At 42.6% G+C, this 13440-nt stretch carries 11 protein-coding genes; 6 read left to right on the top strand and 5 right to left on the bottom strand.

Annotated elements, in window-relative coordinates:
- Window positions 1-35 precede the first annotated feature (35 nt).
- Window positions 36-1451: a hypothetical protein gene (locus tag ACRWQL_RS14005; protein WP_434950618.1), complete on the bottom strand. Its 1416-nt coding sequence runs from the start codon at window positions 1449-1451 to the stop codon at window positions 36-38.
- A 298-nt stretch (window positions 1452-1749) separates the two neighbouring features.
- Here ACRWQL_RS14005 and ACRWQL_RS14000 point away from each other — a divergent pair, with 298 nt between their 5' ends.
- Entirely contained in the window at window positions 1750-2883 is a 1134-nt protein-coding gene (locus tag ACRWQL_RS14000) for an MFS transporter (protein WP_434953387.1), read from the top strand.
- A gap of 11 nt (window positions 2884-2894) precedes the next feature.
- Entirely contained in the window at window positions 2895-3740 is an 846-nt protein-coding gene (locus ACRWQL_RS13995; protein WP_434927038.1) for a TIGR03899 family protein, read from the top strand.
- A 7-nt stretch (window positions 3741-3747) separates the two neighbouring features.
- Here ACRWQL_RS13995 and ACRWQL_RS13990 read toward each other — a convergent pair whose 3' ends face one another.
- The 3 genes from ACRWQL_RS13990 to ACRWQL_RS13980 all read right to left on the bottom strand — a co-directional run bounded on the left by ACRWQL_RS13990 (window position 3748) and on the right by ACRWQL_RS13980 (window position 6298).
- The gene (locus ACRWQL_RS13990; RefSeq protein ID WP_226413604.1) at window positions 3748-4362 is read right to left on the bottom strand and encodes a hypothetical protein; all 615 of its coding nucleotides are present in this window, start codon (window positions 4360-4362) and stop codon (window positions 3748-3750) included.
- Window positions 4363-4555: 193 nt separating this feature from the next.
- Window positions 4556-5233, bottom strand: a complete 678-nt coding sequence (locus ACRWQL_RS13985) for a type 1 glutamine amidotransferase domain-containing protein (RefSeq protein WP_434950616.1) — start codon at window positions 5231-5233, stop codon at window positions 4556-4558.
- Between the two features lie 30 nt (window positions 5234-5263).
- On the bottom strand, window positions 5264-6298 hold the full coding sequence (locus ACRWQL_RS13980; protein ID WP_434950615.1) for an NADP-dependent oxidoreductase: 1035 nt from the start codon (window positions 6296-6298) through the stop codon (window positions 5264-5266).
- Between the two features lie 152 nt (window positions 6299-6450).
- On the opposite strand from ACRWQL_RS13980, the gene ACRWQL_RS13975 reads away from it, so the two are divergent.
- On the top strand, window positions 6451-6900 hold the full coding sequence (locus ACRWQL_RS13975) for a MarR family winged helix-turn-helix transcriptional regulator (protein WP_226413598.1): 450 nt from the start codon (window positions 6451-6453) through the stop codon (window positions 6898-6900).
- Window positions 6901-7107: 207 nt separating this feature from the next.
- Here the strand turns inward: ACRWQL_RS13975 and ACRWQL_RS13970 are convergent, their stop codons facing one another.
- Window positions 7108-8424: an amidohydrolase family protein gene (locus ACRWQL_RS13970; protein WP_434950613.1), complete on the bottom strand. Its 1317-nt coding sequence runs from the start codon at window positions 8422-8424 to the stop codon at window positions 7108-7110.
- 230 nt (window positions 8425-8654) lie between these two features.
- Here ACRWQL_RS13970 and ACRWQL_RS13965 point away from each other — a divergent pair, with 230 nt between their 5' ends.
- The 3 genes from ACRWQL_RS13965 to ACRWQL_RS13955 are packed head-to-tail and all read left to right on the top strand — an operon-like array spanning window position 8655 to window position 13396.
- Window positions 8655-9707 (top strand): 2-dehydropantoate 2-reductase, encoded by a 1053-nt coding sequence (locus ACRWQL_RS13965; protein ID WP_434950612.1) that lies wholly within the window; start codon window positions 8655-8657, stop codon window positions 9705-9707.
- A 4-nt stretch (window positions 9708-9711) separates the two neighbouring features.
- On the top strand, window positions 9712-13023 hold the full coding sequence (locus ACRWQL_RS13960; protein ID WP_434950611.1) for an nSTAND1 domain-containing NTPase: 3312 nt from the start codon (window positions 9712-9714) through the stop codon (window positions 13021-13023).
- The gene (locus tag ACRWQL_RS13955; protein WP_434950610.1) at window positions 13007-13396 is read left to right on the top strand and encodes a DP-EP family protein; all 390 of its coding nucleotides are present in this window, start codon (window positions 13007-13009) and stop codon (window positions 13394-13396) included. Before ACRWQL_RS13960 ends, ACRWQL_RS13955 begins: the two co-directional genes overlap by 17 nt.
- The last annotated feature ends 44 nt before the right edge of the window (window positions 13397-13440 follow it).

Genomic DNA, 13440 nt, shown 5'->3' with positions numbered 1-13440 from the left:
AAAAAAAACTATTAAACGTCTATTAAGACAATGACTTATAAATAAAATTGGTACCCAACACCTAATGCGAAGAAATTAGTATCAGGAATACTGGCCACGGCAACTTGATGTATGCCGCCTTCTGCCTTAATCACAATTTCAGGAATAGGGAAATAATTGATACCTATGCTGCTCCAGGTGTTTTCAAAACGCTTAGTAGCAGTACCCGTTTCAACCGCCATCAGCGGATTTGAGTAATCGATGTTAGCAAACGCAGTTATTGGTATATTGATCCAGCTGTCCAGCTTGACACCCGCTTCAACAAAGAAAGATTGTGACTCAGAACCTAGCTGGGCAAAGTTACCTGGACGTAAACCTGGGGTGGTTTTGTTGGCCTGAGTAATCGCATCAGTGTTTTCCAGAGTGCCATAAAGATACTGGCCACGAAGAATCCATGGACCTTCGACAAATGCCCCTGCTACCGAGACAATACTCATTGCACCATCTACATCTAACTTATTACTTTTATGGCGATTACCTGAAGTATTGCCATAGTAATAAGCCACGCCCACAGCGCTACCGGTTTTAAAGTTGCCGTAATCTAAACGTCCGGCAAAAGCTAAATCATCGCCGTTAACATGCTCAAAACGTTTTTGATGCCCAGAAGCAGCCCAGTCATAGGTACGGAAGTATTCTGAATTTAATCCACTGACGACCTGAGCCTGGTAATGAAAATCACTAATTTCACCATAAACGCCGATACCGTTTTCATTCCACACAGCCGGTAACATGGCCGCTTCACTTTTGTGGCGCAACACGGTGAGATATTGATTAGGCTTGTGCAGTGTGCTGGTTAGGCCGATTGGAAGGTGAATATTACCGAACTTAACCCCGAACGCTTTACTTGGACGATAACGAATTTCTGCTTTTTCAACAATGACTTCGCCGCCCGCTTCAACTTCAGATTCAAACTCGCCAAATTCATCAAAACCATCATACTCAAGCGATGTGCCTGTGCCACCATGCTCATATTCAATCTCAACTTCCATGCTCCACTCATCGGTGAACTGATAACCAAACTCAGTCACTATGCGCTCTAAGTCAAAACGATTACGTCGCTCAGGGCTGGTATCTTGAACGTTATCGAAATATTCATCGCTGGTGTAGTTCGCGGTGCCGTAAGATTTAAAACTGAAGCGGCTATAACGATCTTGCGCTGTAGAGACCTCACTGGCAACGGTTTCAACCTTTGACGTTAAGGCATCGCGCTCAACCTGTTGCTGTGCAGACTGTGACTTTTGTTGCTCGGTTAATAGATTTAACTGCTGCTTTAATGCTGCAATTTCAGCTTCTTGCTTGGCAATAGCCTTGGCAAGTGCATCGGTTTCATTAGCAGCATTTGCATTCGCTACAACACCTAAGCCCATAACGCTCGCTAAAGTCATCGCCAATAGTGAGATTTTGCTATTCATATCAACTCTCCACGTACACTTAAATAATTAAGCTTATTTTAATAATTCGCCACACAATAACTCAATTGATAATCATTTGCATTAAAATTAAGATCTTTCTTCGCAACAGCATTTACAAATAAATTACACTTCCCATAAAAATGTTTTTTTGCCACTATGGTCACACGCCTTTAAAACCACCCTTTGGAACTTCATGGATTCATCATCACTGACAACGGCTAATGTATCTGCTAGCACAACTGCAAATACCTCAGCCACTGAGGGTTATCAAACCAATCCACAGCATTTGTTGCTATGGATGACCTTTGTTATGTCGATGGTATTTGCGGTGTGGCAAGCCTTACTCAACAACTTTGTGATTGAAAGGGCGGCGTTCACCGGTGCTGAAATTGGTATGCTGCAAAGCTTACGAGAGGTGCCGGGCTTTTTGGCGTTTACTGCGGTATTTGTTTTACTGCTTATTCGCGAACAAGCCTTTGCCCTTATATCGCTGGCATTGTTATGTATTGGTGTGGGTATAACCGGATTTTTTCCCGACGTACTCGGGCTATATCTGACCACAATTTTAATGTCGATAGGCTTTCATTATTTTGAAACCATCAATCAATCATTAACATTGCAATGGGTAGATAAAGCAGAAGCACCAGGGTTTATGGGTAAAGCACTCGCATGGCGTTCAGCCGCCGCGTTAATCGGATATGGCAGTATTTGGCTAGTCATGACATGGCTAAAACTTGACTACATTTGGATGTATTCAATCATTGGCGCATTAGGACTGATAATGGTGCTGATGATGAGCCTGTACTTCCCCCGCTTTAACATTAGCGAGACACAGCACAAACATTTATTAGTGCGCAAACGATACTGGTTATATTACTTGCTAACCTTTTTCTCCGGCGCACGTCGGCAAATATTTATGGTTTTTGCCGGCTTTATGATGGTCGAAAAGTTTGGTTATTCGGTATCAGAAATCACCGCTCTATTTTTAATTAACTATGTAGTGAATTTATTTTTTGCCCCCGCTATTGGAAAACTGATTGGTCGCATTGGTGAGCGTTATGCGCTTATCTTTGAATATGTAGGCTTAATTATTATTTTTATCAGCTATGCCTATGTTGAAAATGCCAATGTAGCAGCGGGGTTATATGTGATCGATCATTTATTGTTTGCCATGGCAATCGCAATGAAAACCTACTTTCAAAAAATTGCTGATAAACAAGATATTGCCTCAACCATGTCGGTTAGCTTCACCATTAACCACATTGCCGCGGTGATCATTCCCGTACTATTGGGTATGCTGTGGTTAAGTTCGCCTAAATATGTTTTTTTCATCGGCACAGGATTCGCGGTATGCTCTTTATTACTGGCATTCAATGTCCCCAAATCACCCAAACCAGGGTTTGAAACTTACTGGCCTAAACCACGCGAATAAATGAGTAAATAATGGCTGAACCAGACAACAATATCATTGAAGTCGATATACAAGCGGCAGATACCGCCAATATGTCTGCGCGCAAAAAAGCTTTATTACTCGGGCGCATGTTAGGGCTAGCCAGTGAAGAAGATTACCGTCCATCAAGCGCGTCTATTGCCGAGCGGGCGCAGCATCGCCAGCGTAAACAGCTAAGTGCATATCAAGCCAATCTGGAAAATATTTTTGCATTAGCATTAAATTACACCCCTTCAGATGTAACGGGTGTAGATTTAGATGCTGATTGGAGTCATCAGTTTTTTCAAATGGCCGAGCAAATTCATAATCGCAAAATGCAGGATTTATGGGCGCGTATTCTTGCCAGTGAAATAGTGTCTCCAGGTAACTTTAGCCTTCGTTCGCTGTTAGTGCTGAAGCAATTCACCTTTCGTGAAGCGCTTATTCTTGAAAAAGCCTTAGGCATGTCGGCTAAAATTGGCACAGATAACCGTTATAAATTACTCAGTGGTTATCGGATAAATGGCGGGGTGAAGCAATATTTTCGTAAAAATAATCAGGTAAATATTCCCTTGTCTCAATATGGGTTGCCTTACTCAAATATTTTAACCTTAATAGATGCGGGGGTGATCCATAATAGTGAGTTTGAAACAGGCCTGCTTGACCCTAAAGTAAAATTACCCATGCAATTTGTGCATGATAATTTTACTCTTCAACCCAAAAGCCAACACCTACTATTTACCTATTATCGATTAACCACCATTGGCGATGAAATTTGCCAGCTGATTGCAGCAAAACAAGATAAAGGTTTCAACCAAATGTTAAGAGGCGTATTGCAGCAGGATTTTAATATTAGCTAGATATGAGTTAAATATTATAAAGGTGAGAATACTTGGTTTTGTGGGCGCTGAATAAAAACTGCCTTAATGCTTCTCTTGCTTCACCGTGGGCATTAATTTTAGCCGCCATAATACCATTTTCAGCACGTACGGGCTCAAAATCTACATCCACTTGCAAACCATTGGTCAGCATAAGTTTGCCAGATGTAGGCATTTCAGCGTGTAAGTCACCGCGCATTTTAATCGTTAAGCCAGAGCTGGATAGCGACAACACCTCAACCTCTTGCTCAGTATTACCAACAACGGTGACATCTTTTAAATCGGTTACGCGCCAACTGCGTTCAACACCTTGCATATCGACCACTTCAGGTACGCCTAATACAGGAATAAACTGCCCTAGTTCATCGCGTTTTAATACTAGCGGAAACCACAAACGATAGTGACTAATTTCAGCCAGCAAGGTTAGTTTAGCTTCACCGAGAATATGGGCTAATACCTGAGGAATCTCTGTCGAAACACTTAAAGAGTTATCAGCCAAAATGTCCGCATCAGTTCTAGACTGTAAAGGATTACCCAAAGTCATCTTTGATGTGAAAATATCACTAAAACAGGCTAACTCTTCATCACTTAACGATTTCGACACGCTTTCAATATCCTTTTGGCTCAAATTTAATAGACCGCGCAATATATCACTTTTTCTACATCTGAATAAACTTTAACCGTTATATTGAGAAAAATTAATGTTTTGTACAACTATAGATTTACTAAAACTGATTTTTGATCATAAAAAAAGCAAACCTAAGTTTGCTTTTGTATACATGGATAAATAATCACGGCTAGCTTAAAAGTGCCAACATTTTATGTGCTACTAGCTCAGATGACGCTGGGTTTTGACCTGTCACTAATTTACCATCAATCTGCGCAAACGGATGCCAGTCATCTGCCTTGTCATAATTAGCACCATTGGCAATTAACATGTCTTCAACTAAAAATGGCACTATGTCGGTTAATTGCACCGCATCTTCTTCGCCATTGGTAAAGCCTGTGACTTTTTTGCCTTTAACAATAGAAGTGCCATCAGCATTTTTAGCGTGTTTTAGCGCACCAGGTGCATGACAAACTAACCCTAATACCTTGTCTAGTTTTACTGCGTTTTCAATTAACGCAATTGACGTACGGTCTTCGGCTAAATCCCATAACGGGCCATGGCCACCTGGGTAAAATACTGCATCGTAATCGGCAATATTCACCGTCGACAACACTAAAGTGGTAGCCAGTTGCTGCTGAGCGTCTGTGTCTAATTTAAAACGTTTGGTTGATTCAGTTTGAAAATCCACTTCATCGCTTTTAGGGTCTAAAGGCGGTTGGCCACCTAACGGAGACGCCAGTACCACTTCCACGTTTTTGTCTTTAAACACATAGTATGGCGCGGCTAATTCTTCTAACCAAAAACCAGTTTTATGTCCTGTATCGCCTAATTTTTCGTGCGATGTTAATACCATTAACACTTTCATTTATGTATTCCTAATAAGTTAAAAATCTCATTAAATAGACAGTGGTTCATTCAGTTTAATCACTAACTTGCCAAAATTTTCGCCTTTTAACAGGCCGATAAACGCTTTAGTCGTGTTCTCTATACCGTCGACTAAATGCTCACGGTACTTAATCTCACCATTAGCTAGCCACTGGCTCATATCCTTAGCAAATTCAGGGTAACGATGGCCATAATCATCAAAAATGATAAAGCCTTGCATTTTAATGCGTTTCACTAACAAGGTGCCCATCAGTAGTGACAAACGATCCGGTCCTGCTGGTAATGAGGTGGCGTTATATTGCGAAATCATCCCACACACTGGTACCCGTGCACCTGTGTTTAGTAAAGGTAGAACAGCATCAAATACTTTGCCGCCAACATTTTCAAAATACACATCAATGCCTTGGTCACAATGTTTTGCTAACTGCTCTGCGAAGTCGGCTGCTTTATGGTCAATACAGGCATCAAAACCAAGTACTTCAACCGCATGGCGACATTTTTCAGCACCACCCGCTATACCAACCACTTTACAGCCTTTAAGCTTACCTATTTGACCAACGGTAGCACCCACTGGGCCAGTTGCCGCAGCAACCACTAAAGTGTTACCCGCTTTAGGTGCGCCAATTTCAAGCAGCCCCATATATGCGGTAAATCCTGGCATGCCCATAATGCCTAACGCATAAGATGGCATACTTGGGTTAGCGCCTAAGTTCATTAGGCCTTCACCGTTTGATACGCAGTAATCCTGCCAACCACCAAAGGCCAATACCCAATCGCCTACCTTGTAATCAGGGTGCTGACTTGCTTCAACCTGTGACACAGTCGCGCCAACCATCACTTCATCAATACCAACCGGATCAGCATAGGATTTAGCATCATTCATGCGCCCACGCATGTAAGGGTCAAGTGATAAATAAACCGCACGCAATAACACTTCACCAGATTGTGGCGTTGGCTTGCTGACGGTTTCTAAACGGAAGTTTTCGGCAGTCGGTTCGCCCTGTGGACGAGAGGCTAAAACGATACGACGATTGTTTGATGACATGATTAATCCTTTTTAATTGCAATCCAAAACGTTGACAAAGGTTGACTCAATGAAGGCTACAATAGCTAAAACAACAGTGGTAACATCGTCACACGTTTTACTTATTTACGTGACTGTGAGCCATTTTAATCACAGTCCAGACAGAGTGAGTTATGAAAGAAGATCACCAGTTACATCTTGATAATCAACTTTGTTTCGCTGTTTATTCAACATCACTTGCGATTACTCAGCTTTATAAACCTTTATTAAACTCGCTAGGGCTAACCTACACCCAATACCTGGTGATGTTGATTATTTGGCAAAATGAAGGCTTAAGCCTTAAAGATGTTGCCCAAAAACTGGCCCAAAAATCGGGCGCTATCACACCGGTAGTCAAACGGCTTGAAGCTTTAGATTATATCCAACGCGTTAGACACCCTGAGGACGACAGACAACTGTCATTAACTCTCACTGAAAAAGGTATCGCGCTAAAGTCAAAAGCCATGCAAATCACGCAACACGTTAAGTTACAAAGTGGTATTGATGAGGCCGAAATGGCCGACCTTAAACAACGCTTAGATGCTTTTCGTAATAAGCTGCCAAAGCAAATTAATCTGCCTTAGCCCTGACATAAAAGCAGCCCTAACATTAACAGCGAGCAGCATTATCATTGCGTGAAGCTATTAAAACACATTGTTATCGCGATAATCAATTGCGCGCAATTAAAAAATATTAACATTGGAATTAAATAAGTGTTAAACGATAAGCAACCAGCTGGCTTTACCTCATAAAATCAGCTGATTGCAATAAACCAAGACAAACAGGTTTGCTTATAAATCTTGTTTATAAACAATACCTGACTTCATTACGAAGGGAATATTTAATAAAGTTTCAATGTTATCAAGCGGACTTTGTGAGGTCGCAATAATATCGGCATATTTGCCTTTTTCAAGCGTACCCAATGTAGCTGACATATCAATCAACTCTGCCGCATTAACCGTCGCACTTTTCAAAATATCCATATTACTCATGCCTGCTGCGTGCATTAATACCGCTTCTTTAGCATTGTCACCGTGGTGCGACACACCACTGTCAGTGCCGTAAGCTATCTTAACCCCTGCTTTATAAGAGGCCTTAAAGTTGTCCATCATATCGCCGCCAACACGAATGGCTTTTTCTTTAATCGCAGGAGAAAACACATCTGTGCTTTTGGCCATTTGCACCACAGTGTCACCAGCCAGTAGGGTTGGCACTAAAAACGCACCCGACTTTTTGAATAATTTAATACTGTCTTTATCAGCATAACTGCCATGTTCAATGCTATCAACGCCTGCGCGTAATGCGGCGTTAATGCCCGCAGCAGAATGGGCATGGCTGGCCACTTTACGCCCTAAAGCATGGGCAGCATCAATCACTTCTTTTAGCTCATCATCTTCCATTTGCTGACCCGTACCAGTATTGGTGTCAGACAACACCCCGCCTGTAGAGGTAATTTTAATCACATCTGCGCCAAATTTAATCGCCCGGCGTGTGGCACGGCGGCAATCATAAGGGCCATCACAAATAGTTTTTTCTGTGTATAAATCCAGTAAGTCAGGGCTCATGCCATCAACATCACCATGGCCACCCGTTACCGACACGCCGCCAGAGGCAATAATTCTTGGGCCATCAACCCAGCCTTTATTAATGCCATCGCGCAGGGCATAAATTTGCTCAGCTTTAGCGCCTAAATCACGTACTGTGGTAAAGCCTGCCAATAAGGTTTTTTTAGCAAAATATGCACTGTGCATTGCCACATCAGCATCAGACATACGCAGTTTTTGGCTGTCATTTTTAGGGCCTAATTCACCCTGTAAATGCACGTGCATGTCCATTAAGCCCGGCATAACAAATGCCTGGCTTAAATCTATAATCGCTAACGTGTCATCAGCCGTTACAGCAACCTCTTTAACAAAACCGGCTTTTACCTCTGTAATAATGCCATCGCGCACAATAATAGATTGCTGCTCTAGTGGCTTTTCACCGGGTACAGCCAGTAATTGTCCTGCATGAATAATTTGAATTTCAGCGGCTTGAGATGCTAGCGCTAATAATGCGCCGCCGATTAAAGTGGTTAATCTTGATACTGCGAATACTGTTTTTTTCATTATAAATCGCTCGTTTGGTCATATGTGATAATAATAGCTACCTAAGCTGACAAAAAAGGCAAAAAGTTACAAGTTATTATGCTTTTTGTTACATTTTAGGTTGATGTTATTGCCATTGAATAAAAAGAGAATGGCATAATTTAACGCTAACAATCCTGTAGAATCGACAGCGCGAGCCACTTACTGCGGATGTAGTTTCATTGTAAATGCACTTTATTGGGTAACATAAAATGATCAAGCCAACAAACACGGCAATGAATATCGCGGTTTATGGTGCAGGCTCTACTGGGTGTTACTTGGCAGCTGAGCTAATAATCGCCAAGCAAAATGTCACGGTAATCTGTCGAGAACGGATTAAACAAGTCATCCTCGATAATGGCGGCATAACTATCAGCGACTATCATGGCTCAAACCATTGCGTCATGCCTAGCAATATCATCACCGACTTAACCTTATTAGACCCATTAACTGACCAGCCCCCACGTTTCGATTTAGTGTTTGTCACCTTAAAATGCCATCAGCTTGACAGCAACTACCCAGATTTACTCAACATTACCCATGCCAACAGCAGCATTATCTTTATGCAAAATGGTCTTGGCAGTTTTGATAACGCCCATCTGCAGTTGTCCCAACGTCAAATTTATCAGGGCATCACCCCGTTTAACGTGTTGCAGTTATCTAATGGCCGTTTTCACAAAGGCACTGAAGGTCAATTTATCTGGCCTTCATGCAAGCACACACAGCAGATTAGCCAGGACATGACCAAGCATGGCCTAAGCTGCCAATTGCATGACAATATGGCCGCTGTAATAAACGGCAAACTGTTGCTTAACCTTAACAATGCCCTTAATGTTATTTGCGATCTGCCGATACAGGCTCAATTGAAACAGCGGCCTTTAAGGCTATTACTGGCTCAAGCTATGCAAGAATGGCTTGATATATGTCATAAAACACAGCGCCCGTTAATGCAATTTACTAAAGTCGCCCCAAGGTGGCTGCCATTAATACTGCGTTTGCCCAACGGCTTGTTTAATATTGCAGCAAAGTCTATGTTAGCCATTGACCCACATGCCCGTTCGTCAATGTGGGAAGACATTCAAGCCAAACGTTTAACAGAAATTGACTATCTAAATGGCGCGGTAGTCAAACTGGGGGCGCAATGTCATATAGCGACACCAGTGAATACGATAATATATCAAGCCATAAAACAGCTGGAACAAGGCGAAAAGATCAACATTAACGATGTTATTTCGCTGTTAACTACACCTAAAAAGAAAACATAATAATATGAATAAACAACATTTCTTCTTCGGGGTCTGGCAGGTCAATCCAGAAAGTAACAGCTTGCAACAGGGCGCTGACATCAAGCAAATTGAGCCCAAAGCAATGGACGTGCTACAACTGCTGTGCCAACACCCAGGTGAAGTGCTCAGCCCAGATACTATAGTCGAGCAATGTTGGGGCCATACTGTGGTGGGTGATAATCCGCTACATAAAATTATTAACCAATTGCGCAAAACCCTTGGTGACAGCGCATCTAACCCCACATTTATTGAAACCATTCGTAAACGCGGTTACCGCACCTTAGCCGAGGTTCACTATCCATTAGTGGAGCAAGCCGAACATATTCAAGCTAACACCTGGCAAGGTGGCTCACCCTTCCCCGGATTGCGCGCATTTGACGCCAAAGACGCCGAGGTTTTTTACGGCCGCAGCGAGCAAATCAGTACCTTGCTAAAACGCATGAGCAACCAAGTACAATTTGGTCGGGCATTTTGTTTATTACTCGGCCCTAGTGGCAGCGGTAAATCATCATTATTAAATGCCGGTGTGGTGCCGCAATTCATGCGCCCACAGGGGTTTGATGGCATTGGCATTGTGTCTCACACCAGTTTAGATTTAGCCGATATTAGCCAAGACCGTTTATTTACCGACATCGCCCTTGCACTGCTGGATTTAGACATAAACGATATACCGGTATTTGATGGCATGACCGCTGAAAACCTCGCCGTCATGTTGCAGCAAGATATGCCCAAGGTCATTGAACAAGCCAAACAGGCCTTAGCCAATATCGAGCAAACTGACACCGCAATTACGCCCAAACTATCGATATTTATTGACCGTGTAGAAGTGCTACTTTCTTCACCTATTTTTACCGAGCCACACATTCAAACCGCATTAGATATGATTGAATTGCTCGCCACCAGCGGCTACTTTATGGTGTTCAGTGCGTGTAGAAATGACTTTTACCCGCAAGTGGTCAGTCGCCCAAGCTTAATGGCCGGTAAAGGTAACGGCTCACACTTCGACTTAACCGCACCAAACCGCACCGAGTTACTGCAAATGATCCGCCTGCCCGCTAAAGCGGCGGGACTTAAATGGGACACAGACCCGCAAACCCACACGCCATTAGATGAACTACTGTGCGCCGAAGCAGCTAATAACCCTGACGCACTGCCTATGCTGCAATACACCTTACAAGAGCTGTATTTACAGCGCGATGAACACGACACCTTATTAGTGTCTGTATATCAAAAACTGGGCGGAATAGAAGGCGCTATTGGTCAAAAAGCCGAAGGTATTTTTGCCGCATTAGCCGCAAAGCATCAACACAGTTTAAGCAAAGTATTATCGTTATTAGTCACCTTATCCGCCGATGAAACCAACATCACCAGCCGCGCCGCGCGCTTAAGCCAACTGAGCAACAACAACGAAACCGCCCTAGTACAAATCCTGATTGATAACCGCTTATTTGTGTCACACCTGCAAAATGGCCAGGGCTGTTTCAGCGTTGCCCACGAGGCACTATTACGACGCTGGCCACGGGTTTTACAATGGATTGAGGCACATCGTGACAGCTTACGGGTTAACGCACGTTTAACCGTACTTAGCCAACGTTGGCAAGATGAGCAACAGCACAAAGCCTACTTACTGGCCGAAGGTAAACCGCTGCAAGAAGCACTAGCACTGGCCGACAACCCGCTGTTTAATTTAGATACTGAACAACACGCCTTTATTCATGCCTCAAAGAAAAGCGTTGGCGTAAAACGCCTGGCGAAAATGTCCACCATTGCCGTACTGTGCATGCTGACCCTACTGGCTGTTTTTATGAGTGTAAAAAGCTCGGAAGCTGAGCAACGCGCGCAGGATAAACGCCTAGCCGCAGAAAACTTACTGGGCTTTATGGTGGGTGAGTTCGCCGACAAAATGCGCAGTATTGGTCGTATGGATTTACTCGATGGGATCAGTAATAAAGCATTAGAATATTTCAGTAACTTTAATAATGTCGATGATGCGCAAGATCTCAGTTTTGACGCCCGCTTCCAGCATGGTCAAACATTAGAGGCCATGGGCGAAGTCGCCTACTCGCGCGGCAATATCGAAGAAGCCAAAAGCGCCTTGCTTGCCGCAAGAGACAAAATGCTGCCATTAGTCGATTTACAAACCAACAACTTATCTTTACTTAAAACCTTAGGCGCCAATGCCTTTTGGTTAGGCCAACTGGAATATGATCAAAGCGACTGGCAAGCCACATTGCCGTGGCTTGAGTTATATCTGCAATACAGCCAAACTATGTACCAATATGCCCCAACAGACTTTGATGCAGTGATGGAGCTATCCTATGCCCATAATTCCATCGGCTCAGTCTATATGGCGCAGCAAAACTTTAATGCTGCAAGGCAGGCATTTGAGCATTCACTTGAGTTAAAACTCTCATTATTAGAGCTGGATAAATCTAATAGCCAGCTAATTGCTGATGTTGCCGACACTCAATCATGGTTGGCAAACTCTGCAACCTCCCAAGGCGACATACACACAGCAATTAATATTCACACAGAAATACAACAACTACTGACGTCATCCAACAATGAAAAGCAGCCTTATCTGCTTGATAGATTATCCAACAGCTATTTATTTCTAGCGCGATTATTGATGTACCAAGGTAAAATAAATCAAGCCCACGATAAAATGCGTCAGGCATTAAAAGCAATTAACATCGCCATAAAACAAGACCCAGAAAATGATAAATGGATTATTCAACAGTCTATTATTTATATTGAAATGCTAGAAAACTCTCGAACCAACATCGATAATAACGCACCTTATAACATCAAAGTTTTAGCAAAAAGATTAATTGACGATCAAGTGCTTAGTAGCTCAACTAAAAAGCAAGAGTTATGGGCATTATATGAATTAGCCGCAGCGCAGTATTTAATGCACACAGGTGATGTAGAAAAAAGCTTAACCTATGCTAAAAAAGCAACTAATTCCTTCCAGCAGCTGATTATTCAATTTGATAAAAAATCACTGTACAAAGCTAAGTTAGCCGAAAACCAGGTGTCCCAAGCCACCATTTTAAAACTGCAGAATCAACCAGAACAGGCCAAATTATTATGCCGCCAAACACTCAATTTACTAAGCCAGCTAATAACAACCACCAATGACCCAGAGTATTCAATACCCTATGCAAGGTCGCTAGACTGTGTTGATGAGCTAGCTTTACACCCTCAAATTTTGCAACAATTGCAAAGTTCAGCAATAACTGACTATCACTTTATTTACCCACAACAAGGAAGCTCCAATGCCAGCACTAAATAGCAAAGAAACAATTATTAATGTAACTGTGGTTTTAGAGAACAATCAGCCTATTTTCAGCTATACCGATGAAAACAATAATCCAAGAAGTGGCGATGTTATCGTGACCGAAAACGGCTTAATATTGTACAACTTAATTGATAAAACAGCCCGCGGACTAGCCTTTGTTGGCGCTGCATTTTCAACCCCATTTGATGGCGTAATTGATCAAGTGCAAGTAGTAAATAATGGCAACACATTGCAGTTAAGCGATACCGACCAAGTGATTGGCAATACCGAGTTTAGACTTATACTGTCAAATTCGACTCCAAGCTTTAGCTCTCACCTGCTATTAAGTCCTGATCCGCAAATAGTTAACCGTCCAGGTGAAAATTAGAATCCCACTGTCACTAAATAAAACCACAAGGTAAACGAAGCTAG

The sequence above is a fragment of the Shewanella sp. HL-SH4 genome, from assembly GCF_051164845.1.
Lineage (GTDB): Bacteria > Pseudomonadota > Gammaproteobacteria > Enterobacterales > Shewanellaceae > Shewanella > Shewanella glacialimarina.
Note: the sequence above shows the minus strand (reverse complement) of the source record. Positions and strands in the feature narration are given on the sequence as shown.